The sequence below is a fragment of the Serratia sp. JKS296 genome, from assembly GCF_900215445.1.
Lineage (GTDB): Bacteria > Pseudomonadota > Gammaproteobacteria > Enterobacterales > Enterobacteriaceae > Serratia > Serratia marcescens.
Genome location: NZ_OCMX01000001.1, coordinates 3639563 through 3663551, shown reverse-complemented (window position 1 = coordinate 3663551; position 23989 = coordinate 3639563). Strand labels below are relative to the sequence as shown.

25 protein-coding genes are annotated in these 23989 nt (G+C 61.2%); 11 read left to right on the top strand and 14 right to left on the bottom strand.

Features of this window, described 5'->3' with window-relative positions; translation table 11 throughout:
* Positions 1 to 12 precede the first annotated feature (12 nt).
* The gene (locus CRO23_RS17545; protein ID WP_028127651.1) at positions 13 to 933 is read left to right on the top strand and encodes a DUF808 domain-containing protein; all 921 of its coding nucleotides are present in this window, start codon (positions 13 to 15) and stop codon (positions 931 to 933) included.
* 42 nt (positions 934 to 975) lie between these two features.
* Here CRO23_RS17545 and CRO23_RS25415 read toward each other — a convergent pair whose 3' ends face one another.
* The 6 genes from CRO23_RS25415 to CRO23_RS17520 form a co-directional block, all read right to left on the bottom strand.
* Positions 976 to 1059 (bottom strand): membrane protein, encoded by an 84-nt coding sequence (locus CRO23_RS25415; protein WP_016928643.1) that lies wholly within the window; start codon positions 1057 to 1059, stop codon positions 976 to 978.
* A 103-nt stretch (positions 1060 to 1162) separates the two neighbouring features.
* On the bottom strand, positions 1163 to 1705 hold the full coding sequence (locus tag CRO23_RS17540) for a GNAT family N-acetyltransferase (RefSeq protein ID WP_207516375.1): 543 nt from the start codon (positions 1703 to 1705) through the stop codon (positions 1163 to 1165).
* Between the two features lie 131 nt (positions 1706 to 1836).
* Positions 1837 to 2649, bottom strand: coding sequence for a MetQ/NlpA family lipoprotein (locus tag CRO23_RS17535; RefSeq protein ID WP_079449537.1), 813 nt, complete (start codon positions 2647 to 2649; stop codon positions 1837 to 1839).
* A 130-nt stretch (positions 2650 to 2779) separates the two neighbouring features.
* Positions 2780 to 3631 (bottom strand): DUF1460 domain-containing protein, encoded by an 852-nt coding sequence (locus CRO23_RS17530; RefSeq protein ID WP_097102563.1) that lies wholly within the window; start codon positions 3629 to 3631, stop codon positions 2780 to 2782.
* Between the two features lie 104 nt (positions 3632 to 3735).
* Positions 3736 to 4278: a GNAT family N-acetyltransferase gene (locus CRO23_RS17525; RefSeq protein ID WP_033641018.1), complete on the bottom strand. Its 543-nt coding sequence runs from the start codon at positions 4276 to 4278 to the stop codon at positions 3736 to 3738.
* Complete coding sequence (locus tag CRO23_RS17520) at positions 4278 to 4745, bottom strand: acyltransferase (protein WP_049299467.1); 468 nt, start codon at positions 4743 to 4745, stop codon at positions 4278 to 4280. Before CRO23_RS17520 ends, CRO23_RS17525 begins: the two co-directional genes overlap by 1 nt.
* 204 nt (positions 4746 to 4949) lie before the next feature.
* Between CRO23_RS17520 and CRO23_RS17515 the strand changes: the two genes are divergently transcribed.
* Positions 4950 to 5540: a Yip1 family protein gene (locus tag CRO23_RS17515; RefSeq protein WP_025301967.1), complete on the top strand. Its 591-nt coding sequence runs from the start codon at positions 4950 to 4952 to the stop codon at positions 5538 to 5540.
* A gap of 63 nt (positions 5541 to 5603) precedes the next feature.
* Here CRO23_RS17515 and CRO23_RS17510 read toward each other — a convergent pair whose 3' ends face one another.
* The gene (locus CRO23_RS17510) at positions 5604 to 6455 is read right to left on the bottom strand and encodes a DMT family transporter (RefSeq protein ID WP_079450934.1); all 852 of its coding nucleotides are present in this window, start codon (positions 6453 to 6455) and stop codon (positions 5604 to 5606) included.
* A gap of 565 nt (positions 6456 to 7020) precedes the next feature.
* Between CRO23_RS17510 and CRO23_RS17505 the strand changes: the two genes are divergently transcribed.
* From CRO23_RS17505 to CRO23_RS17495, 3 genes are read left to right on the top strand one after another with little or no spacing between them, the layout of a single operon-like run.
* A complete protein-coding gene (locus CRO23_RS17505) occupies positions 7021 to 7737 on the top strand; it encodes an ABC transporter ATP-binding protein (protein ID WP_079449534.1) in 717 nt (238 codons plus the stop codon).
* A gap of 16 nt (positions 7738 to 7753) precedes the next feature.
* A complete protein-coding gene (locus CRO23_RS17500; protein ID WP_097102561.1) occupies positions 7754 to 8710 on the top strand; it encodes an ABC transporter substrate-binding protein in 957 nt (318 codons plus the stop codon).
* Positions 8707 to 9714 (top strand): FecCD family ABC transporter permease, encoded by a 1008-nt coding sequence (locus tag CRO23_RS17495; protein ID WP_162807741.1) that lies wholly within the window; start codon positions 8707 to 8709, stop codon positions 9712 to 9714. The genes CRO23_RS17500 and CRO23_RS17495 overlap by 4 nt, the downstream gene beginning before the upstream one ends.
* A gap of 64 nt (positions 9715 to 9778) precedes the next feature.
* Here CRO23_RS17495 and dld read toward each other — a convergent pair whose 3' ends face one another.
* The 3 genes from dld to CRO23_RS17480 form a co-directional block, all read right to left on the bottom strand.
* Positions 9779 to 11485, bottom strand: coding sequence for a D-lactate dehydrogenase (gene dld / locus CRO23_RS17490; RefSeq protein WP_016928633.1), 1707 nt, complete (start codon positions 11483 to 11485; stop codon positions 9779 to 9781).
* Between the two features lie 126 nt (positions 11486 to 11611).
* Positions 11612 to 12406: a type I methionyl aminopeptidase gene (gene map, locus CRO23_RS17485; RefSeq protein WP_016928632.1), complete on the bottom strand. Its 795-nt coding sequence runs from the start codon at positions 12404 to 12406 to the stop codon at positions 11612 to 11614.
* Positions 12403 to 12606 carry a ParD-like family protein gene (locus tag CRO23_RS17480; protein WP_006324220.1) on the bottom strand — a complete coding sequence of 68 codons (204 nt, stop codon included), beginning with the start codon at positions 12604 to 12606 and terminating at the stop codon, positions 12403 to 12405. The genes map and CRO23_RS17480 overlap by 4 nt, the downstream gene beginning before the upstream one ends.
* 168 nt (positions 12607 to 12774) lie before the next feature.
* On the opposite strand from CRO23_RS17480, the gene ddlA reads away from it, so the two are divergent.
* Positions 12775 to 13878, top strand: a complete 1104-nt coding sequence (ddlA, locus tag CRO23_RS17475; protein ID WP_015377061.1) for a D-alanine--D-alanine ligase — start codon at positions 12775 to 12777, stop codon at positions 13876 to 13878.
* A gap of 34 nt (positions 13879 to 13912) precedes the next feature.
* Here the strand turns inward: ddlA and CRO23_RS17470 are convergent, their stop codons facing one another.
* Entirely contained in the window at positions 13913 to 14692 is a 780-nt protein-coding gene (locus CRO23_RS17470) for an ABC transporter substrate-binding protein (protein WP_033641010.1), read from the bottom strand.
* Positions 14693 to 14726: 34 nt separating this feature from the next.
* Positions 14727 to 15881 carry a methionine aminotransferase gene (locus CRO23_RS17465; protein ID WP_021503974.1) on the bottom strand — a complete coding sequence of 385 codons (1155 nt, stop codon included), beginning with the start codon at positions 15879 to 15881 and terminating at the stop codon, positions 14727 to 14729.
* Positions 15882 to 15999: 118 nt separating this feature from the next.
* Between CRO23_RS17465 and CRO23_RS17460 the strand changes: the two genes are divergently transcribed.
* The 3 genes from CRO23_RS17460 (at position 16000) to CRO23_RS17450 (ending at position 20327) form a co-directional block, all read left to right on the top strand.
* Positions 16000 to 16920 (top strand): LysR substrate-binding domain-containing protein, encoded by a 921-nt coding sequence (locus CRO23_RS17460; RefSeq protein ID WP_016928628.1) that lies wholly within the window; start codon positions 16000 to 16002, stop codon positions 16918 to 16920.
* Between the two features lie 112 nt (positions 16921 to 17032).
* Positions 17033 to 19330 carry a beta-glucosidase BglX gene (gene bglX, locus CRO23_RS17455; protein WP_028127648.1) on the top strand — a complete coding sequence of 766 codons (2298 nt, stop codon included), beginning with the start codon at positions 17033 to 17035 and terminating at the stop codon, positions 19328 to 19330.
* A 73-nt stretch (positions 19331 to 19403) separates the two neighbouring features.
* Entirely contained in the window at positions 19404 to 20327 is a 924-nt protein-coding gene (locus CRO23_RS17450) for a DUF7916 family protein (RefSeq protein ID WP_048795758.1), read from the top strand.
* Here the strand turns inward: CRO23_RS17450 and CRO23_RS17445 are convergent.
* On the bottom strand, positions 20324 to 21352 hold the full coding sequence (locus tag CRO23_RS17445; protein WP_016928625.1) for a methyltransferase: 1029 nt from the start codon (positions 21350 to 21352) through the stop codon (positions 20324 to 20326). The genes CRO23_RS17450 and CRO23_RS17445 overlap by 4 nt on opposite strands.
* Positions 21353 to 21704: 352 nt before the next feature.
* Between CRO23_RS17445 and CRO23_RS17440 the strand changes: the two genes are divergently transcribed.
* Positions 21705 to 22097 (top strand): hypothetical protein, encoded by a 393-nt coding sequence (locus tag CRO23_RS17440; RefSeq protein ID WP_016928624.1) that lies wholly within the window; start codon positions 21705 to 21707, stop codon positions 22095 to 22097.
* A 73-nt stretch (positions 22098 to 22170) separates the two neighbouring features.
* Here the strand turns inward: CRO23_RS17440 and CRO23_RS17435 are convergent, their stop codons facing one another.
* Entirely contained in the window at positions 22171 to 22971 is an 801-nt protein-coding gene (locus tag CRO23_RS17435; protein WP_079450938.1) for an alpha/beta fold hydrolase, read from the bottom strand.
* A gap of 237 nt (positions 22972 to 23208) precedes the next feature.
* Between CRO23_RS17435 and CRO23_RS17430 the strand changes: the two genes are divergently transcribed.
* Entirely contained in the window at positions 23209 to 23970 is a 762-nt protein-coding gene (locus CRO23_RS17430) for a CDP-diacylglycerol diphosphatase (protein ID WP_176167106.1), read from the top strand.
* Positions 23971 to 23989: the final 19 nt, after the last annotated feature.

Sequence of the window (23989 nt, the reverse complement as noted above, 5' to 3'; positions counted from 1 at the left end):
GGATGAATCATTTTGGCAGGAAGTAGTTTACTTACCCTCATCGACGACATCGCCTCGTTGCTGGACGACGTCTCTTTAATGAGCAAGATGGCGGCGAAAAAAACCGCCGGGGTGCTGGGGGACGATCTGGCGCTTAACGCGCAGCAGGTCACCGGCGTTAAAGCCGATCGCGAACTGCCGGTGGTGTGGAGCGTCGCCAAAGGCTCGCTGATCAACAAGGCGATCCTGGTGCCGCTGGCGCTGCTGATCAGCGCCTTCGCGCCCTGGGCGATTACGCCGCTGCTGATGGTGGGCGGCGCCTACCTGTGTTACGAAGGGTTCGAAAAGGTGTTTCACAGCCTGAGCCACGGCAAGGCGGCGCAGGAGGAAAAATCGGACGGACCCGGCGCCAATGAGGACGCCGCGGCCTATGAGAAGCGCAAGGTGAAAGGGGCGATACGCACCGATTTCGTGCTGTCCGCCGAGATTATCGCCATCACGCTGGGCACGGTCGCCGGCGCCACCTTCAGCCAGCAGGTGATCGTCTTGTGCGGCATCGCCGTCGTGATGACGCTCGGCGTGTACGGCATTGTCGCCGGCATCGTCAGGCTGGACGATCTGGGGTTGTATCTGAGCCGCAAAGGCAGCGCGTTGGCGCGCGCCATCGGCAGCGGCATCGTGCGCGCCGCGCCTTATCTGATGAAAACGCTGTCGATCGTCGGCACTGTCGCCATGTTTATGGTCGGCGGCGGTATTCTGACCCACGGTTTGCCGCCGGTGCATCACCTGTTCGAAGACTGGGCCTCGTACACCACCGTGGTGCCGACGTTTGGCCATCTTTTGCAGGGTGTGGTTCCGGCCCTGCTGAACGTGGCGTTCGGGCTGGTGGCCGGCGGCGTGGTGCTGGCGGCGGTGTCGGCGCTGGGCGCGGTACGCGCGCGTTTCAAGGCATGATGAAAAGTCTCGCCCCGGAAGGGGCGGGACGTATGAGATGAATTAAAAGATCAGTTTGAGAACGCCGGTAATCGTCAACAAACCCACGATAAAGATGATGGCGACTATCCACAGAATAATTTTCATTTGATTCTCCCTTACCGGTTACAGGTGGCGCGCGGTTGGCGCTAACTCAATGAAATCACTCTTCACTATAGACGCTAACTCCCTATCGTGCGTCGCCATGCCTTCAAGGATGCCGATTGTCGCCCGCGCCCAGCGCGCGCTGCATAATCTGCGTGTCGCGCCATTCCCCCAGCTTGAACCCTACCGCTTTTAACGTCCCTGCGCTGGTGAAGCCGAGTGACTGGTGCAGTGCCAGCGAGCCGCGGTTGGCGGCGGAATCGCCGACGATCGCCAGCATCTGGCGCCAGGGACCTTGCTCGCAGCGGGCGATCAGCGCGCTCAGCAGCGCCTTTCCGACGCCTTTGCCCTGTTGCCCTTCGGCGATATATACCGAGTCTTCCACGGTAAAGCGATAGGCCGGCCGGGGGCGATACGGCGTGGCATAGCAGTAGCCGACAATACGGCCTTCGCTTTTCGCCACCAGCCAGGGCAGCCCGGCTTCCCGCACTTTGCTCAGGCGCAACTGCATTTCCGTCAGCGTCGGCGGCTGTTCTTCAAACGAGGCCGCGCCGTACAGCACGTGGTGGGTGTAAATGCGCAGCACGGCGGCCATATCGTCCGGTGTGGCGTCAAGGAGGCTAAGTACGGGAGCGGAGAGCGTTGTCACGTGTCTGTTTACCTTGAAAATCAGCGGATAAACGCCATTATGCGCGCCGCTCGCCGCCGGGGTAAATCGGGTTTTCTTATGGTGAGATAAGAAAACCCGATGATGAGCGGGAAGGGGCTCTTTGCCTGTGATTACCAGCCTTTCACCGCGCCGCCGTTGAAGATTTTCTCGGCGGCCTTGGCCACTTCGTCCGACTCATAGGCCTTGATGAAGTTCTGCACGTTTGGCGCGTCCTTGTTGTCTTCGCGGGTGACGATGATGTTGGTGTACGGCGAGTCTTTATCCTCGATGAAGATGCCGTCTTTGGTCGGCGACAGGCCGGTCTGGTTGATGTAGGTGGTGCTGATGACGGCGACGGTGACTTTCGGATCGTCCAGCACGTGCGGCAGCTGCGCGCCTTCCAGCTCCATGATCTGATAACGATGCGGGTTGGCGCTGATGTCCAGGGCGGTAGGCAGCAACCCTTTGCCAGGCTTCAGGCTAATCAGCCCGGTTTTTTCCAGCAGCAGCAGGGCGCGCCCCAGGTTGGTCGGATCGAGCGGGATGGCGATCACCGCGCCGTCCGGCAGCTCTTTCAGCGATTTTATCTTTTTGGAGTAGCCGGCCATCGGGAAGACGAAGGTATTGCCGACCGCCACCAGCTTATAGCCGTGATCTTTGTTTTGCTGTTCGAGGAACGGGCGGTGCTGGAACACGTTGGCGTCCAGTTCACCCTTGTCGGTGGCGTCGTTCGGCAGCAGCGAGCCGCTGAAGCCGACCAGCTCGACCTCCAGCCCATATTTCTCTTTCGCCACCTGCCTGGCGATTTCCGCCACGTCCTGTTCCGCGCCGTTGATGACGCCGACTTTGATATGGTTTTGGTCGGTTTTTTGATCGCAGCCCTGCAGCGCCAATACGGCGGCGAAGGCCGCCGCCAGAGGGGTGATACGCCAGCGTAAGGTCATCGAAGTCTCCCTGAAAAGAACAATAAAATCAGTTGTTTTTTGTTCTTACAGCTAAGCCTGAACCGCCGATGAAGTCAAACGCTCGCTCAGCATAAACGGCTATAGCTTATAGCCGTTATGCGATGGGGGATTATCGGCTGAGTGAACGCAGCACCACGATGCCCGGCGTGGCCATCACGTAATCCATAAAGGGCGAATCGACCACCCGCATGTTGGCCTTGCGCGATGAGGCGTTGCGCAGCACCGGGCCGTTGTCGGTCATCACGAAGATGCCGGTATGGGTCACGTCCAGCCCGGCGAGGTTGGTGTAAATGCCGATGTAATCGCCGGTGCGCAGTTGGGCCAGCACCGTGTCGTCGACGCTGTCGCTGGGGATATAGGTCACGCTGCGTTGTACGTTGGGCAAACCGGGCAGGTAGCTGCCGCCGTCCGCCTTTTGATTGAGGGTTTTCACGAGGGTGACGGCGTGCGGGCTGAGCTGCGCGGTGATGTCTTCGGCCACCTTGTGCGGCCGCTGCGCCCAGTCGGTGAAGAAGTGTTTGCGCTGCGGGAAGGCGATTTTGCCGTCGACGTAGCGAATGTCCACCAGACGCTGAACGAACTCGGCCTCGCTGCGGGCGGTGCTGAGTGCTTCCACATAATCGATGTAGGTGAAGCAATCCAGCCCGCGGAAGTCGATCACCAGCCGCTCGGGCGTGCTCTGCGCACCGATCAGGCGGTTGGCGAGATAGGGCGTGCCGAGGAATTCGCGCGAAATCAAATCGACGCTGCGGCCATGCGGCTGCGCGGCGGGCCAACCGGCGCGCAGTGCGAGGATCTCACGCAGCTTGCTGCGGGTGCTGGCGTCCATCTCCGGCTGCACGCCCGGCGGCGAAACGGTGACGCCGGTCGGCGGCGTTGCGTGGGCGACGGCGGTGGGGCGCTCGGCGCATCCGCTCATGGCGATAGCTAACATCAGTAAAACAGCCTTGTTCTGGTTCATACGGCCCTCCCTGGGTGTCGCTGGCTTATCAGAGTAAGTGATAACAGTTCTCATCCGATGGTAGGGGTTAAAAAGTAAACATAGCCTCAATGACGTTCGATAAATCAGTAACCGATTTCGCTATTGAACGGCAAATACCAGAACAGCGCGATTTCGTGATCGGCGATCTCCGGCTCGGCGCGGTACAGCAAACGATCGATGCCGCCGAGAATAAACCCGTAATGCTGGTAGCAGCGGCAGGCCGCCAGATTGTTGTTCTGCGTTTCGAGCATCATACCTGAGGTTTCCTGTTGCCGCGCCCACTGTTTGGCGCAGTCCAGCAGCGCCCCGGCGATGCCTTGGCGGCGCGCGTGAGCGCTGACGGCGATCTCGTCGATCAGGGTGTAACCGTTCCAGTTTTTGCTCAGCGTAATATGGCCAACGGCGTCATTCTGGCGATACGCCAGGAAGGTCACGCTGTCTTCGTTGGCGAACGGCGCCAGCGGATACCGCTTGCGAAACGGCGCCACCGGGCGGGTTGGCCAGCTGTCGACCGGGCTGTCAAACTGCGGCAGAGCGTAACAGGCGATGGTGAAGCTGAAATCGCCGCGCGTCAGATAATCATCGGGCAGCGCCTCAATGGCCGCGATGCGGATGGCCGGGGTCATTACGGCAGCTCCCGCAGCAGGCGCGCCGGGTTGCCGGCATAAATCCCCTTGCGGGTGATGTCACGGGTCACCACCGCCCCGGCGCCGATCACCGCGTCGCTGCAGATCTTCACCGCTAGGATCGTGGCGCCGGAGCCGATGGACACTCGATCGCCGATGCAGGTGCGCCCCCAGCTGGCCGGATCGGCGTTGGGCGCGCCATCTTTGAACAGATCGTTGGCGAAGGTGACGCCGTGGCCGATAAAGCACGCTTCGCCGAGGGTGACGTATTCGCAGATAAAGCTGTGCGACTGAATTTTACTGCGCGCGCCGATGCTGACGTGGCGCTGGATCTCCACGAACGGGCCGACGAAGACATCGTCGCCGAGCCGGCAGCCGTACAGATTGCAGGGCTCGATTACGGTGACGTTGCGCCCGGCGTCGACGTCGACGATCCCCGCCTGGCGGGTGGTGATAGCGGATGACATGACCTTCCTCGCAGCCTGGGTTTAATGGGGGGAGTATAAGACAAAGCGCCGCGCCTTTCGCTTTCCGCACGTTTTTTCGCCAAAAGACTATAATTAGTACAGGGGAGAGAGCCCCGTGGCCGCAATCCTCGCACGGGTAGCAGTCCGTCGGAGGTGTGAAATTCGTTCGCCGATCGCGGCCTACGGCGAGATAGGAGGTGTCTCATGGTCAGTCATGTTTGGGGACTTCTGGCGCATCCCAGCGCCGAGTTCGAACAGATCAAAAGCGAGAATGAAAGCGTCTCGCACCTATACACCCATCACGTGTTGCTCTTGGCAGCCATCCCGGTGGTCTGCGCCTTTATCGGCACCACCCAGTTGGGCTGGCTCTCCGGCGAGGGACATGCCATCAGGCTCGACATGTTTACCGCGTTTTATACCGCCGTGGCGTTCTACCTGCTGATGCTGGCAGGCGTAGCGGCCATGGGGAAAGTCATTCACTGGATGGCGCGGCGCTATGAATCGCGCCCCAGCCTGCACCGCTGCATGGTGTTCGCCGGCTATGTGGCGACCCCGATGTTCCTCAGCGGGATTGTGGCGCTCTATCCGGTCGTCTGGCTGTGTCTGTTTGTCGGCATTATCGGCCTGTGCTATTCGGGCTATCTGCTGAATCTGGGGATCCCGCACTTCCTGAATATCGACAGTAAGGAAGGGTTCATCTTCTCCAGCTCGACCTTCGCTATCGGTATCCTGTTGCTCGAGCTGCTGCTTGGGGTGACGGTGCTGCTGTGGGGGTACGGTTCCTGGTTGTTCTGAGTTAACGGTTGTTGTTATCGCCCCCGCGCCGGTGGAACGGCGCGGGGGCTTTTGTTTTTTAGGCTATGCGCGGCGGAAAACCAGCATCACGCCGAGCACGATGCCCGCCATGCCCAGCAGGCTCAGCGCGGCCAGCGCGTGGCCGAGCAGCAGGTAATCCAGCAGGGCGGTCACCGCCGGGATCAGGTAGAACAGGCTGGTGACCTGCACCAGATTGCCGCGTTGGATCAGGCGATACAGCAAGAAGGTCGCCAGCACCGAGATCACCACCGCCATCCACAGCAGCGGCAGCACGAACTCAGGCCGCCAGTCGACCCGCAGCGGCTCAAACGGCAGCGCCAGCGTACACATCAACAGCCCGATGGCATACTGCAGCGGCAAGACCGCCAGCGGCGGTTGCGTCATGCCCTTTTGCAGCAGGGTGCCGGCAGTCATGCTCCCCAATGCGATAAAGGCGAACAGCATGCCGCTCGGCGAGAAATGAGCCACCATCAGGCTTTGGTACACCACCAGCGTCAGCCCGGCCATCGCCAGCGCCAGCCCGAATGCGCGCAGCCCGGCGCAGCGCCGTTCGGTGATGAACTGGGTGAGGATCGGCTGTACGCCGAGCAACGTGGCCAGCACGCCGGGCGTAATGCCCTGTTCCAACGCCAGCAGATAGCAGATCTGATAGCTGCCGATCATCAGCACGCCGATCAACGCGACGCGCCGGCGGGTGCCGGGAGCGGGCAGGCACTGGCGCCGCCACAGGCCGATGGCCAACAGCACCGCCAGCGCGATGGCGCAGCGGAAGAACAGAAAAGCGAAGGCGGAGGCGTGCTCCAACCCCCAACGGGAGAAGATCGCGCCGCTGCTCCAGAGCAGGACGAACAGCGTAGCCAGGCCGGCATTGGCCCAGAGAGAAGGGAATCGCATATCAATTTCACCTGTCGTGAAAATTACTGGCTCCGGCGCGCGCGGCGGTCTACGCCTGAACGCAACAGATCAATAAGCCGGAGGTAAAAAGTCGGTGTGGCTTAACGCGCAACCACAATGCGTGGCGGGTAAGCGGCAACCGCGGAAACGACAGAGAAAACGGCGGGTGGAGCGGAGGAAGCACACAGCAAAACGACGGCCGGAACGGTCGCGTTTGTCGGATCTGTGCTGTGCGCCAACGGAGTCATATGGGTTCCTGCAAACCGGGAATGAGACGAATCGCTTCAAACATAGCCAAGTTCAGCGGGGCGTGCAATCGGAAATCACAATGATTTAAATGATAATGAAAATCATTATCATTAATTAGAAGGTGTGCTATGTTGCTTTTGCCACGCAGTGTTGACGCAGCGCGTGCGGCAGAAGGCGTTGCGATTCGCTTTTGCAGAAGGCGAGCAATCGTGGTAAAAATATTGGTATGTTATAATATAACAATTAATGCATGATGAATTCAGTTCACGACATCCTCCATGTTGATGGAGTTAGCCTGACCGGCCACGGCGGGGCATTGATACTCGACACCATCCATTTCGCGCTCCGCGCCGGTGAGAAGCTGGCGGTGATCGGCCCCAACGGCAGCGGCAAGTCCAGCCTGTTGCGCACCCTGATCGGCGAAACGCGGCCGGACAGCGGCGGCATTTACTGGCGGGGGCGTGCCTTGTCCGCGTGGCCGGCGGCGGAGCGCGCCAGAAGCATCGCCTTTCTGGCGCAAAACGATCTGCCGGATTTGCGGCTGTCGGTCGAGGATTACGTGGCGTTGGGCCGTTTACCGCATGGCGAACGCTCTGCGACGGGAAAGTGCATCGTTGACGAGGCCATCGGGGAAACCGGGCTGGCGCCGCTCAGACACCATCCGTTGGGGCGGCTCTCGGGCGGCCAGCGTCAGCGCGCCGCGCTGGCTCGGGCGTTGGCGCAGTCTCCCGACCTGTTGTTGCTGGATGAACCGACCAATCACCTCGATCCGCCCGGGCGCTCGGCGCTGCTGTCGCTAGTGAAGAATAAAGATATCGCCGTGATTGCGGTGCTGCACGATCTGCCCGTGGCGGAGGCGTTTGCCGATCGGATCCTGGTGCTCAACGAAAGCCGCCAGGTGGCCTGTGGCACGCCCGAGGCGGTGTTGCAGACCCCGGTGATTTTGCCGGTGTTCGGCATGAACAGCTTCAAGGTGGCGCACCCCGTCAGCGGGAAAACGCTGCGTATTTTTGACGTTCCCCATTGCGCTTGATAAACCAGAGAGAAACATGAACACACGCGTATTCCCCCTGCTCCTGCTGCTGGCCGGCGGGGCGGCGGCGGCCGAAAAATTTCCCGTCACCGTAGAAAGCTGCGGTATGCCGGTCACCTTCAACCAGGCGCCGCAACGCGCCGTCATCAACGACATCAACATGGCCGAGATGGCCTTTGCGCTCCATCTGCAGGATCGCATTGTCGGGCTGACCGGCATCACCGGCTGGTACAAACTGACGCCCGATTTCAAGGCCGCGATGGGCGCCATTCCCGAACTGGCGCCGAAATATCCCGCTCTGGAAACGCTGCTGGCGGCACAGCCAGACTTCTTCTTCGCCGGCTGGAATTACGGCATGAAGATCGGCGGCGACGTCACGCCGGAGAAGCTCGCCCCGTTCGGCATCAAAACGCTGGTGCTGAGCGAGAGCTGCGTACAGGCCGGCGGGCGGTCGCAGAAGGCCGATATGAACCTGCTGTATGACGATGAGCTGAAGCTCGGCAAGATTTTCGGCAAGCCGCGAGAGGCCGCCGCGCTGGTTGAGGGCTGGCGGCGCCGGTTGGCTGCGCTTCCCGCCAGGCCGGCGGGCCAGCCGCCGCTCAAGGTGTTCGTCTATGACTCGGGGGAGGAGAAGCCTTTCACCAGCGGCAGATACGCCATGCCGACGGCGATCATCGAAGCGGCGGGCGGCCGCAACGTGATGGACGGTTTGCCGGCGAGCTGGACGACGGCGTCCTGGGAGGCGGTGGCGGCGGCCGAGCCCGACTTCATTATTCTGCTGGATTACCAGACCGGGTCAGGCGCCGATGCGCTGCGGCGCTTCCTCGAGTCTCACCCGTTGATGAAGTTGACGCCCGCGGTACGGCACCATCGTTATCTGAAACTGCAGTATGCGGAGCTGACGCCGGGGCCGGCCAACATCGGCGCGGTGGAAAAGCTGGCGCGGGCGCTGTACGCGCCGGAGGCTGAATGAACTCGCCGATCCGGCGGTTTATGCTGCTCGCGCCGCTGGCGCTGTCAGTGTTGTGCGGGCTAATGATCTGGAGCCTGCAGCTTGGCAGCGTCGCGCTGTCATGGCGGCAGACGATGGCGGCATTGGGGCTTTCATCGGCGCCCCTATCCGGCATGCTGGATACCATCGTCGTGCAACTGCGGGTGCCCAGAGCCTTATTGGCGGCCTTGACCGGCGCCGGGCTGGCGATGACTGGCGCGCTGCTGCAGACCACCACCCGCAATGAGCTGGCCGATCCTTTTTTGTTTGGGCTCTCCTCCGGCGCCTCCGCCGGCGCGGTGCTGGTCATCACGCGCTTCGGCGATGCGCTGGGCGCGCTGACGCTGCCGCTGTCCGCTTTCGCCGGCGGCATTTTGTCCGCGATGGCGGTGATGATCCTGTTTCGCGTCAGCCGGGTCAGGCGCGCCGAGCAACTGGTCGTCTGCGGCCTGGCGGTCTCGTTTTTGTTCAGCGCGCTCACCAGCTACCTGGTGTTTTCCGGCGATCAGCGGGCGGCCGGTTCGGTGTTGTTCTGGTCGCTGGGCGGGTTGGGGTTGGCGCGTTGGGATAATCTGTTCATTCCGTTGGTGAGTTTCGCGCTGCTGGCCGGGTTTACGGCGCTGCGTTGGCGGGCGCTGGACGCGCTGCTGGCGGGCGAGCACACCGCCCATTCGATGGGGGTCAACGTGGCGCGCCTGCGCACCGAGACCTTTCTGTGCTGCGCATTGTCTACGGCGTTTCTCGTGTCGCTGACGGGCGTCATAGGGTTTGTCGGGCTGATGGTGCCCTATCTGGCCCGGCGCCTGGTGGGCGTGCGCCACCGTTTGGCCGTGCCGATGTGCGGCCTGCTGGGGGCGATGCTGCTGACCGGCGGCGACATGCTCAGCCGCAGTCTGATCCCCAATCAGGAGCTGCCCATCGGCATCATTACGGCCGGGCTGGGGGGCGCGTTCATCGTCTCCTTGCTGCTGCGCGCGGAACGATGAATGGGCCATTGAAGGCCAAAGGGGAAGGTGAGGCGGCCCGCGTCGGCGGGCCGGTCGGGCGGTCTTAGCGGAGGTCTTCGGCCCAGCCCTTGCGTTTGCTGGTTTTGCCGATGCCGGGGTTGAAGCTGTTGGTCGGATCGGCGGTGCGGTAGAACGCTTGCAGATCCGGTTTGGCGTGGTACAGGTGGCCGACGTTATGCTCCGCCGGGTACTCGGCGCCGCGCCGGTTGAGGATCTCGAGCATCTTTTCTTTCAGCGCATGGCTGTCCACGCCTTTTTTCACCACGTAGTCCTGGTGGAAGACGTGGCACATAAAGTGACCGTAATACAGCTTATGCACCAACTGACTGTCGATTTCCGGCGGCAGCGTTTCGAACCAGTCGGTGTCGTTGCGGCGCAGGGCAATGTCCAGCGCCAGAATATCCTCCACCTTGTCGGCGTGCACCGCGTGGTAGCGCACGGCGGCGCCGGCGGCGGCGAAGCGGTGCAGGAAAGCCTTTTTGCCCTCGTCAGGCGTGCAGGCGAAGAAGGCGCCTTCGGCCTGGGCGAAATAGTCGGTCAGGTAGCGCTGGGCCTCTTCCACGCCGGGGCCGGCCATCTTCAGCAGCAGATGGTGTTCGAAACGTTCGCGGTATTCCTTCATGCGTTTCGGCAGGTGGCTCGGCGCCAGATGGCTCAGGCCCTGCATCAGCCGATCGGTCAGGTTGTGCGGCAGCAGCGGCAGCTTGTTGAGGCTGGCGTCCATGCGGCCCTTCAGAGTGAAGAAGCGCGGCATCTGATCGGTGCCGAGCTTGTCGATCATCATGAAGGTGTCTTTGCCGTACACCTCGGCGATGTCGAAGATATCGCGGTGCATGTATTCACCGGCCACCGGCAGGTTTTCGAATTTGCTCAGCATGTGGCGGCGCAGTTCGGTCAGCACCGCGGTGTCGTTGGTGCCGATATAGAACACCTGCTCTTTGCCCTCTTTCTCGAAGGTGTCGAGCCGCACCGCGAACACCGCCAGTTTGCCGGCGCAGCCAGAGGCTTCGTACAGGCGGCGTTTGTCGGCGTTGAAGCGGGAAGGGGTGTCGGCATCGACGTCGCGCACCCGGCTGGCGTATTCGTTATCCGAGGCGCGCAGCTCACCGTATTCGACGTCCTCCGGGCGATAGTCGCCTTTTTCCAGCCGGGTGAGGATCTCTTCCGGCGTGTCGCCGAGGCGGATGCCTAGATGGTTCACCAGGCGCAGCTGGCCGTCTTCCCCTAACTGGGCGTACAGCGCCATTTCGGTATAGGCCGGGCCGCGTTTCACCAGCGAGCCGCCGGAGTTGTTGCATACGCCGCCGATCACCGAGGCGCCGATGCAGGAGGAGCCGATCACCGAATGCGGTTCGCGGCCGTAGGGTTTGAGCAATTTCTCGAGGTGGTGCAGGGTGCTGCCGGGGAAGCCGACCACCTGCTTGCCGTTGTCCAGCACCTGAATATGATCGAGGCGCAGGGTGCTGACGATGACGATATCGCGATCATAGTCGTTGCCGCTGGGGGTTGAGCCCTCGGTCAGGCCGGTGTTGGCGGCTTGCATGATGACGATTTTGTCGGCGGCCACGCAGGCCTGCAGAATGCGCCACAGCTGCAGCAGGCTGGTAGGGAATACCACCGCCAGCGCCTGGCCTTCGCCGGAGCGGAAGCCCTTGCGATAACGCTCGGTGTTGCGATCGCCGGTCAACAGCTGCGGGCCGCCGACGATGTCCTTGAGCTGATTGATAAACGTCTGATTGCCTGACTGCATGCTGCCTGTCTCCCTGTCATCCCCGTCGCCTTAACCGCGGCGCCGGGGTGCCGCGCAACAAGCTAAGAGGTTATTAATTAAATAACTTATTAAGCTATCAGCTTGGTAGGCTAATGGCTTGTGGGTTTAGTAGCGCTCGGCGTAACCGGCTCGGCGCTCTTCGTCGCGCAGCGTCAGGATCTCCACGCCGTCGGCGGTGACCGCCACGGTGTGTTCCCACTGCGCCGACAGTTTTTTGTCGCGCGTCACCACCGTCCAGCCGTCCTTCTTCTGTTTGATGCGGCGGTCGCCCTGGTTGATCATCGGCTCGATGGTGAACACCATGCCTTCCTGCAACGCCATGCCGCTGCCGGCTTGACCGTAGTGCAGCACCGCCGGCTCTTCGTGCATGTCGCGGCCGATGCCGTGGCCGCAATATTCCCGCACGATGCTGTAGCCGGCCTGTTCGGCGTGCCGCTGGATGGCGTGGCCGATATCCCCCAGAGTGGCGCCCGGTTTGACCGCGCGAATGCCCTGCCACATCGATTCATAGACGTTGTTCACCAACCGTTTGGCCAGCGGCGTCACCTGGCCGATGCAGTACATCTTGCTGGAGTCGGCGATATAGCCGCCGTTTTCCAGCGTGATATCCACGTTGACGATCATGCCGGAACGCAGGATCTTGCTGGCCGACGGCACGCCGTGGCACACCACATCGTCCACGGAGGTATTGAGCACATAGGGGAAATCATACTGCCCCTTGCTGGCCGGGCGCGACTTCAGTTCTTCGACGATAAACGCCTCGGCGCGGTCGTTGATCTCCATGGTGGAGATGCCTTCGACGATGACCTCATCGAGCATAGCAAACACTTTGGCCAGCAGAGCGCCGGAATGGCGCATTTTGGCAATCTCTTCCGGCGTTTTAATCACAATCTGTTTCACCCGACAATCTCCTTCAGCGTCAGCGCGTTATCTTTCATCATTTTTTTTACCAGCTGCGGATAGGTCAGTTCCGGATGGAACTCCGCCAGCATGCCGATCTTGATCCAGTACTCGGCCTGCGCATTGATCGAACGCGTCATGGTCAGGCTGGCGAGGCGCAGATCGTCATGCAGCGCGTCCGAAATTTTTACGATGCCCATCGGCGTCTCCATAAATGAACAATATACGAAGTGTATACGTTTGGGATGGTCGCGATGTGGCATTCTGTGGCGTAAGAAGATTCTGGCAACAACGATTGCCGCCGCCAGGCAATGCGTTTATTGTGATGAACGACTTTTTTGCCATGATTTTTCAGAAGGATTTAAGGCGTGACTAAACTACGTGTTGGGGTGATTTTTGGCGGTAAATCGGCGGAGCATGAGGTGTCGCTGCAGTCGGCCAAAAACATTGTGGATGCAATCGACAAAGAGAAGTTTGACGTCACGCTGCTGGGGATCGACAAACAGGGGCAGTGGCACATCAACGACGCCTCCAATTACCTGCTCAACGCCGAGAATCCGGCGTTGATCGCGCTGAACCGCTCGAACAAGAACGTGGCGCTGATCCCGGGCCAGGAAAAACAGCAGCTGATCGAAGCGGGCAGCGCCGGCGCGCTGGGCCAGCTCGACGTCATTTTCCCGATCGTGCACGGCACGCTGGGGGAGGACGGCTCGCTGCAGGGGCTGCTGCGCATGGCCAATATGCCATTCGTCGGCGCCGGCGTGCTCGGCTCGGCGGTCAGCATGGATAAAGACGTGACCAAGCGCCTGCTGCGCGACGCCGGGCTGGCGGTGGCGCCGTTCGTCACCCTGACGCGCGCCAACCGCGCCGGCTTCACGTTTGAGCAACTGAGCGAGCGCCTCGGCCTGCCGCTGTTCGTCAAGCCGGCTAACCAGGGCTCGTCGGTCGGGGTCAGCAAGGTGGAAAACCGCGCCGAGTTTGACGCGGCGGTGGCACTGGCCTTCAGTTTCGATCACAAGGTGCTGGTGGAGTCGGCGATCGTCGGCCGCGAGATCGAGTGCGCGGTGCTGGGGAACGACGATCCGCAGGCCAGCGTGTGCGGCGAGATCGTGCTGAGCGACGCCTTCTACTCCTACGACACCAAATACATCAATGAGCAGGGCGCTCAGGTGGTGGTGCCGGCGGCGATCGCGCCGGAAGTGAGCGACCACATCCGCGAGGTGGCGCTGAAGGCGTTCCGCGCGCTGGAGTGCTTCGGGTTGGCGCGGGTGGATGTGTTCCTGACGCCGGACAACCAGGTGGTGATCAACGAGATCAACACGCTGCCGGGCTTCACCAACATCAGCATGTATCCCAAGCTGTGGGCCGCCAGCGGCGTCAGCTACCAGGCGCTGATCACGCGCCTGATCGAATTGGCGCTGGAGCGCCACCAGCAGGATCGCGCGCTGAACAGTTCGGTGTTCGATCGCTAAACGCGGCAGGGGGCGGCGGTGCCGCCCCCGTCCATCACTTCACCGTCACATCGATATCGCCGAAATACTTCTTCGACAGCGCCGCCACCGTGCCTTGCTGCTTCACTTTGGCGATGGCAGCATCCAGTTTCTTCTTCAGCGCCTCATCTCCTTTGCGCAGGCCGAAGGCGATGCCTTCACCGAGGATTTTGTCGTCGCGCACCGCCTCGCCGACGAAGGCGAAGCCTTTGCCGTCCGGCTGTGACAGGAAGCCGCTTTGCCCCGAGGGCGCCATCACCAGCGTGGCGTCGAGCCGACCGGCCGCCAGATCGAGATACACCTGATTCTGATCCTGGTAAGACACCACATCCACGCCCGCCGGCGCCCAATGGGTTTTGGCGTAAATCTCCTGAATCGAGCCTTGCAGCACGCCCACGTGTTTGCCCGCCAGCGCGTTGGCGTCCGGCAGCAGGCCGCTGCCGGCTTTGGCGATCAGGCGGTTCGGCACCTGATAGATGGCGTCGGTAAAGGCGATCGCCTGGCGCCGCTGTTCGGTCACGTTCATCGCCGAGTTGATGGCGTCGAACTTGCGCGCCTGCAGCGCTGGGATCAGGCTGTCGAACGAGGTTTCCACCCAGCTGCATTGCAACTGCGCGGCGGCGCACACCGCGTCGCCCAACTCGATGTCGAACCCTTCCAGTTTGCCGCTGGCGGATTTGGATTCGAACGGCGGATACAGCGCTTCCAGACCGAAGCGCAGGCTGTTTTCCGCCGCCAGAGAAGAGCCGGCGGCCAGCAGGCATCCGGCGGCGAACAGCGTTTTCAAAGCTTTCATAGGCAGTGCCCCTTTCCCATGGTCGGACAAAAAATTACACCTGGCTCAGGCGACGCGCGCCTTCCAGCAGGGTCTCGTTATCTTTGGAAAAACTCAGCCGAATAAGGCCGGTATCGGTGCCGTCGCTGTAGAACGCCGACAGCGGGATCGTCGCCACCTTCGCTTCGCGGATCAAGCGCACGGCGAAATCATTGTCGCTTTCGTGACTGAAGCCGCTAAAGCGGGCCAGCATGAAGAAGCTGCCGCGGCTGGGCAGCAGCTCAAAGCGCGAATCCTGCAGGGCGCTGGCCAGCAGATCGCGCTTTTGTTGGTAAAACGCCGCCAGCCCCAGGTAGCTCTGCGGGTTGGCGAGCGCGGCGGCGAAGGCGTGCTGCATCGGCGTATCGGCGGAGAACACCATGAACTGGTGCACCTTGCGGATTTCGTCCATCAACGCCGCCGGCGCCAGGCAATAGCCGACGCGCCAGCCGGTGACGTGGTAGGTTTTGCCGAACGACGACACGATCACGCTGCGTTCCGCCAACTGCGGATAGCGCGCCATGCTGTGGTGAATATCGCCGTCGAACACCACGTGCTCGTAGACCTCGTCGGACAGGATCACGATGTCGGTGTCGCGGGTCAGGGCGGTCAGGCGGTCGATATCCTGCGCGTCGAACACCGCGCCGGTCGGGTTGTGCGGCGTGTTGACGATAATCATGCGCGTTTTGCCGTTGATGGCGGCGGCCACTTCGTCCCAGTCGACGCGAAAATCCTGCAGCGACAGTTTGATCGCCACCGGCGTGGCGCCCTGCAGGCGCACGATCGGCGCATAGCTGTCGAACGCCGGTTCGAAATAGATCACCTCGTCGCCGGGATGCACCAGCGCGCTGATCGCCGAGTACAGCCCTTCGCTGGCGCTGGCGATCACCGTGATTTCTTCGTCGGCGTCATAGCGCGCGCCATACAATCGTTCAGCTTTTTCCGCCAGAGCAGCACGTAACGCCGCCACGCCGCTCATCGGCGCGTATTGGTTATGACCTGCGCGCATGGCTTGCGCCGTTGCCTCGATCAACTGCGGATCGCCGGCGAAATTGGGCGCGCCCTGCGACAGATTGAGGGCCTGATGTTCGGCGCTGAGTTGGCCAATGACGGTGAAGATAGTGGTGCCGACGTCCGGCAGCTTCGAGCGGGATGAGCAAGCGCTCTGCATGATGGGCTCCAGGCAAACAGGGAAGTGTTGAGCGATTAAGCATCAGCCGGCGTAGGCGGACAAGGGAAAGTTTGTCATACTTGCCATGCACTACGATCATACCTAATCGAGGCACGCTATGCCGATATCCCTGCCGTCGCTCGACGTGTTGAAAACCTTCGTGGTGGTGGCGCAACGCCTTAACTTTACCCATGCCGCCCGGCAGCTGCACCTGACGCAGGGGGCGGTCAGCCGGCAAATCCTTGGGCTGGAACAGCGCCTGGGGTATCCGCTGTTCAGCCGCCAGGCGCGCGGTCTGACGCTGACGCCGCAGGGCGCGCAGCTGCTGGCGCCGGTGCAGCAGGCGCTGGGGCAGTTGGATGAAGCCCTGACGCGGGCCGCAGCCCCGCCGGGGGCGCTGCGCATCAAATGCCCGACCTGCGCCATGCGCTGGGTGCTGCCGCGCATCATTCGCCTGCAGAATGAACGGCCGGACATGCACATCGAACTGACCGCCTCGGTGTCACACGGCCTGGATTTCAGCGCCGAGCAGTTTGACGCCGCGGTGCTATTCGGCCGGCCGCCGGGCAAAAAGCTGACCGCGCACCTGCTGTTCGACGAAATCCTCACGCCGGTCTGCACGCCGACGTTTCTGCCGCCGGCGCCTCGGCTGACGGACTTGACGGACAAAACTCTGCTGCACCCGACGCGCGATCGGCGCGACTGGCTGCGCTGGCTGAAGGCGGCGGGCGCCGATGCGTTGCCGTCCGGCAAGGCCCAGCATTTCGATACCCTCGATCTGGCGATGAGCGCGGCGCTGCAAGGGTTTGGCATCGCCATCGGCGATCTGTGCCTGTTGGAGGAGGATATTCAGGCGCGGCGCGTCGTGACGCCGTTCCCGCTCTGCGTCAGCAGCGGCGCGGCCTATTATTTGGTCTATCCTGAACGCACGGTGGCGCCGCCGACGTTAACCGCGCTGGTCGATTTTCTGTCGGCGGAGGCCGCCGACAGCCGCGCCCGGCTGCAGAATTACCTGCCGATAACCTGTAATGCTTTGTAAACATTAGCGATGCGAATTCCCTTGGCGATGAAACAGAGTGTGGCAAACTGTTTCTTCACTCCGATTAAACCCCGCGGCTTTGGCGGCGGAAACACGCCTGAGATAAAACAAGATGAAATGGCTTTGTGTGGTGAGTATGTTGTCCGGTCTGGCCCTCAGTCCGGCTTTTGCGCAGGAAACGCCGATAACGCAGGGCATTCACGCCCAGCAGCGCGACGCCTTCGTGTCCAATTTGATGAAGCAGATGACGCTGGAAGAGAAGATCGGCCAGCTGCGGCTGATCAGCGTCGGGCCGGATAACCCGAAAGAAGCGATCCGCGAGGGGATCCGCAAAGGGCAGATCGGCGCCATCTTCAATACCGTTACCCGGCCGGATATCCGGGTGATGCAGGATCAGGCGATGCAGCTCAGCCGCCTCAAAATCCCGTTGTTCTTCGCCTATGACGTGGTGCATGGCCAGCGCACCGTGTTCCCGATCAGCCTGGGGCTGGCGGCCAGCTTCGATCTGGAGGCCATTGCGCTCAGCGCCCGCGTGGCGGCGCAGGAGGCCAGCGACGATGGCCTGAACATGACCTTCGCGCCGATGGTCGATATCACTCGCGATCCGCGCTGGGGCCGGGTGTCCGAAGGCTTCGGCGAAGACACCTGGCTGGTATCGAAAATCGCCAAGGTGATGGTCGACGGTTTCCAGAACGGCGATCCGGCCAAACCCGGTTCGGTGATGGCCAGCGTCAAGCACTTTGCATTGTACGGCGCCGTCGAAGGCGGCCGCGATTACAACACTGTCGACATGAGCCCGCTGCGCATGCATCAGGACTATCTGCCGCCTTATAAAGCGGCGGTGGACGCCGGCAGCGGCGGGGTGATGGTGTCGCTCAACGCGATCAACGGCGTGCCGGCCACCGCCAACCCGTGGCTGCTGAAAGATCTGCTGCGCGAGCAGTGGGGCTTTAAAGGCATCACCATCAGCGACCACGGCGCGATCAAAGAGCTGATTAAACACGGCGTGGCCGCCGACGCGCGCGACGCGGTGCGGCTGGCGATCACCTCCGGCGTCGACATGAGCATGAGCGACGAGTTCTACGACAAGTACCTGCCGGGTCTGGTGAAGGACGGGCTGGTGCCTGAAAGCGATATCGACCGCGCCTGCCGCGACGTGCTGAACACCAAGTATGACATGGGGTTGTTCACCGATCCGTATGTGCATCTGGGGCCGGCGGGTTCCGATCCGCAGGACACCAACGCCGAAAGCCGTCTGCACCGCGCCGAAGCGCGGGTGGTGGCGCGCAAGACGATGGTGCTGCTGAAGAACGATAAGCAGACGCTGCCGCTGAGCAAGCAGGCGACCATTGCGCTGGTCGGGCCGATGGCCGACAGCCAGCGCGACGTGATGGGCAGTTGGTCCGCCGCCGGGGTGGTCAAACAGTCGGTCACCCTGCGCGAAGGGCTGGAGCGGGCGGTGGGCGACAAGGCGCGCATTCTGTACGCCAAGGGCGCCAACGTCACGCAGGATAAAGGCATCATCGACTATCTGAACGAGTATGAGCCGGCGGTGGCGTTCGATACCCGCTCGCCGCAGCAGATGATCGACGAAGCGGTGCAGGCGGCGAACAAGGCCGACGTGGTGGTGGCGGTGGTGGGGGAATCGCAGGGCATGGCGCATGAGGCCTCCAGTCGAGCCGACATCACGATCCCGCAGAGCCAACGCGATTTGATCGCCGCGCTGAAAGCCACCGGCAAGCCGCTGGTGCTGGTGCTGATGAACGGCCGGCCGCTGGCGCTGAGCTGGGAGAGCGAGCAGGCGGACGCGATGCTGGAAACCTGGTACAGCGGCACCGAGGGCGGCAACGCGGTGGCGGACGTGCTGTTCGGCGACTATAACCCGTCGGGCAAACTGCCGATGACCTTCCCGCGCTCGGTCGGCCAGATCCCGATGTACTACAACCACCTGAACACCGGCCGTCCGTTCGGCAAGGAGAATCCGGGCAAGTACACCTCACGCTACTTCGATTCGCCGAACGGCCCGCTGTATCCGTTCGGTTACGGCCTGAGCTACACCACCTTCAGCCTGTCGGATCTGAAATTATCCAGCCCGACGATGGCGCGCAACGGCAAGCTAACCGCCAGCGCCACGCTGAAGAATACCGGCAAGTACGACGGCGCCACGGTGGTGCAGCTGTATCTGCAGGACGTGACCGCCTCGGTCAGCCGGCCGGTGAAGGAGCTGCGCAACTTCAAGAAAGTGATGCTGAAGGCCGGTCAGTCGCAGCAGGTCGAACTGCCGATTAGCGAAGACGATCTGAAGTTCTACAACGCCAGCCTGAAATGGGGGGCGGAGCCGGGCAAATTCAACGTGTTCGTCGGCCTGGATTCCGACAACGTGCAGGCGCAAAGCTTTACGCTGAAGTAACCTTTTCCCCCTCTTTCACTGCGGTGGGAGAGGGGGATCCATCCTTTCCGCTAATGTCACCGGAGCTTGCCTCATGAAACGGTATCTGGACTGCAGCGCCAGCGATCTGGCCGATATCGGCAAAGCCGATCTGCTCTACGCCATACGCGCCAGCGAAGGGCGCATTTTGGTCAGCGAAACCATCGCGGTCACTCAGCCGCTGCTCAATAACGTCACCAATGCCGAACTGGCGGCCAGTCAGGGCGCCGATCTGTTGCTGTTGAACCTGTTTGACGTCGATCGTCCGCATATCGCGGGCCTGCCCGCCGACGTGCCGCCGCAGGAGGCGCTGCGCACGCTGCAGCGCCTGACCGGGCGGGTGATCGGGGTGAACCTGGAGGCTGTCGATCCGGCTTTCGCCACCGAACATAACGACTTCTGGCAGATGACGGCGGGTCGCGCCGCCACCGCCGAAAATGCCCGTAAACTGTATCAACTCGGCGCGCGCATGCTGGTGCTGACCGGCAACCCGAACAACGGTGTCAGCAATCAGGCGATCGCCGCCGCGCTGAAAGCGATCCGCGATGAAGTGGGCGACGAGATGGTGCTGGTGACCGGCAAAATGCACGGCGCGGGCATTGTGCGCGAAAGCGGCAGCCAGCTGATCGGCGAGCGGGACATCGCGCTGTTCGTGGAAAACGGCGCGGACATCGTGCTGTTGCCGGCGCCGGGCACCATTCCCGGCATGTCGCAGGAGAAAGTGGCGGCGTTGATCGCCTTTGCCCAGCGGCAGGGCGCGCTGGCGATGACGGCGATCGGCACCTCGCAAGAGGGGGCCGACGTGCAGACCGTGCGGCAGATTGCGCTGATGAGCAAAATGGCCGGCGCCGATCTGCATCATATCGGCGATACCGGCTATTTGGGGTTGGCGTTGCCGGAAAACATCTTCGCCTACAGCGTGGCGATTCGCGGCGTGCGCCATACCTACAGCCGCATGGCGCGATCGGTGAACCGTTAAGTCAGGGGTTTTTGCGCCGTGACGATGCTGAAATAGCCGAGCGACGGCAGCACCTGAGCGGGCCCGAAGCCGATGTCGCGCAGCAGGCCGCCGATTTCCTTGCCGGAGTATTGGCGGCCCTGCGTCCATCCCATCATCATCAGGCTGTACCCCGCGGCGGCAGGCGGGCCGTCGCCGTCATCGTTGTACAGCACTTCGTGGATCACGATCCTGCCTCCGGGCGGGAGGGCCGCATAGCTCTTTTGCGCCAGGAAGCGGTTCTTGTCCATCGGCCAGTCGTGGAAAATATTGGAGTACAGGTGCAGGTCCGCCGCCGGGTAGGGATCGCGCCACATATCACCGCTGTGGGTGCCGATGCGGTGGCTGAGGCCGTAATGGCGCGCGTAGTCGGCGGCGAGCGGGCACACCTCCGGCAGATCGAACACGGTGCACGTGAGCGCCGGCCAGTGGGCCGCCAGGCTGATGGCATGGGCGCCGGAGGCGCCGCCGATATCCAGCGCCGCACGGCAGGCGCCGAGGGGCAGCAACGTAGGCCAAACGCTGGCCGATCCCATGCTCAGGCTGTGCATGGCGTGGGTAAAACGCCGCATTCTGTCGGCGTCGAGCGTATGCGTTTCAAACAGCTCCTGCTCGCCATACACCTGCGAAGTATTCTTTCTGATGGCGCTTTCCAGGTTTTGCAGCGTGAAAATCTCGCTGTTTTCAATCATCAAATCCCAAAAATAGCCGAAGTAATGCGGGTTGTTTTTTAACAAAAAGATTTCCGCTTCTGGCGTCAGAGAGAATGTTTCGCCGTCTCTGGCGATCAATTTCAATGCCACTAGCGCCATGACCAGCGTCTCCGCCGGGCGTTTTTCCACATTGGCCTGAGCGCATATATCGGTCAGATTGCGGGGGTGCAGAGCAATAAACTCAAAGATGCCCAGGCGGTGCGCAATAAGCGCCGCCGGATAGAGATATAAATTCATCGTGATATCGAGAATGGTTTTGTCGTCGCATTGTGGCGGCCGGACGGAATGGTTCATGCGGCTCTCCTTCCCCTAAGGCGTGGCGCGTCTTAACAGGCTATGCCACGCCTGTGGTTTTAGCAAAGGGCGGGGGCGCGATTGACCGCAGACCAACGCTTCCGTTGTAAATAATTCCCTGTGAGACTATTTTAAATTGAATTGGGTGCGGTTAATGTCGCGCGTAAAAAACTGACGTCGAGCGGAATAATAACTCCATCATGCATTTTTATTTTATGGGAGGTTAACTTAATCACAGTTATTAACGCGTCAGGGTTGTGTTAATCTGGGCCGCCGTTATACCGTACCGACATTCACATTATTTTTGTGAATAATTCAAAACTAAATAATTCATTATTAAAACGAGATAACAATGAAAAAGATCATTCTGACCGGCATGATTGCCGCGACTCTGGGCTTGTTCAACACCGCCAACGCCGAAGGGATGGATCCTGCCGCGTTGAAAAACGTCTATGACATCACGCGTAATACCGCCGGGCTGATGTCCTACTGTGTCGATAAAGGTTTCCTGAAAGCGGACAGCATCGACAACGCCAAGAAAATGGTGGCTTACGTGGCGGCGATCCCCGGCGGCGTCGACACCCGCGACGGCGACAAGCGCGAAGCGATGGGCCGTGAAGGCAATGTGCTGAACGACGACGGCAACGTGGTTGCGTTGGAGAAGGAAGCGCCGCAGGGTCTGCAGGCGTGGTGTCAGCAGGCTGACGAAGGGATCCGCCAGGGGCTGACGTCTATCGGCCAATAAGCGCCGGATTTAGCCTCCCCCCTCCTTAAGGCTTCGTCTGAAGGGAATCTCCGGGCCAGCGGCCCGGAGCATCTTACCAGAACAGTGGCGTAGTGTTTTCAGACAGAAACGCCAGCAGCGTTTCGTTGACCGCCGTCGGGTTTTCCTTGTTGCTGATATGCCCGGCGTCAGGGATCAGTACATGCCGACAGCCGAGAAGATCCGCCATGCGCTGGCCTTCTGCCGGCGGGCGCGGCTTATCTTGCGCGCCGGTGATGACGATGCTGGCGGCGGTGATGTTTTCCAGCAGCGCCAGCTTGTCGGGGCGGCCAAAGATCATCCGGCCCAGCGGTACGATGCTCTCGCGTAGGCGAGCGGCGGGCAGGCTCTGGAGCTGGCACAGCAGCGATTGCAATAAGGCGTCGGGGACATCATCGGAATAAAACAGCGACGCGACATGTTCCAGCAGCGGCGATGCGATGGCGCCGGCCTGTTCCACGGCGGCCAGCATGCCCATATAGCGCTGCCGCGCCTCCGGCGTTTCGTCGCCCAGGTAGCTGTCCAGCAGCGCCAGCACTTTCACCCGCTCCGGCGCCAGCGCCGCCAGTTCGGCGCCCCACATGCCGCCGACGGACAGGCCGACGATGCCGAACTCTTCAATATCTAAACGATCCATCAGCGCCAAATGATCGGCGGCGATGTCCGACAGGCTGTTTCGCCCGGGCGGCAGCGCCGGTGAATCGCCGTGGCCCCAGAGATCCGGCACGATCAGGCGGTAGCGTTTCGCCAGCGCTTCGAACTGCGGCGCCCACATATTCAGATCGAACAGATAGCTGTGGCCCAGCAGCAACGGAAAGCCCGAACCCACGTCGAGGTAATGCAGGGATTTGCCCATCGTTGGCATCTTATCGGTTCCTTATATAAAGAGAGTCCGGCTGCTTATATCATACTCATATTCAACCTGCGGTATTAATTTACCTTAAATTACTCAGGTGGCGACATATTTGTAATTATCCTTTGCTAACAAGAGGTCAATGAAAGGTGGCATTAAGGATAATATTCTGGTCGAGGCCGGAGCCTTGATTTATGCTGGCGCTCCTTTCAAGATGGAATAGCTAAACAGGGCGTCGCGATGAAAAGACTTTTCAGACTATTAATTATTTTGCTTGTTATTTTGCTGCTGGCGGCGGTGCTGTGGTGGTTCTTCGGGCGCGGCAATCCGAATGCGTTATGGCAAATTGTTAGCCAGCAGTGCGTGCCCAATCAGCAACAGAACCACGATCCGGCGCCCTGTGTAAAGGTTGGCTTAACCGAGGGTTATGTCCTGTTTAAAGACAGCAAAGGTCCCTATCACGATCTGGTGATGCCAACCGAAAAGGTCAGCGGCATCGAGAGCCCGATATTGCAAGCGGAGCGAACGCCGCATTATTTCGCCCTGGCCTGGAACAACCGCGAACATATATCCGGCGAGCTGGGTAAACCGTTAAAAGACGCGTGGCTTTCTCTGGCGGTCAATTCGAAATATGGCCGTTCTCAGAATCAGCTGCATATTCACGTTGCCTGCTTGCGCCAGGATGTCTATAACGCGCTGGGGGAACAGGCGGAGCAATTAGATCAACAGTGGCGACCGCTGGCGGTGAAATTGGTCGGCCATCAATATCTGGCCAGAAAATTGGCGGGCACCGATTTAACCCAGGAAGATCCTTTCCGCTTGTTGCAAAACTATGTGGTCGAACAGGGCGACAGCATCGGCAATTACGGTCTGGCGCTGGCGGTCAGCCCGCAGGGCGAGATGCTGCTGTTGGCAAACCGTTTGACGTTGACCGATCTGAACCTGGGCTCGGCCGGCGAAATTCAGGACTACCGGTGCGAGGTGGCGGGGAACTCAAGATGATAACGGCCCGCCGGCTGGG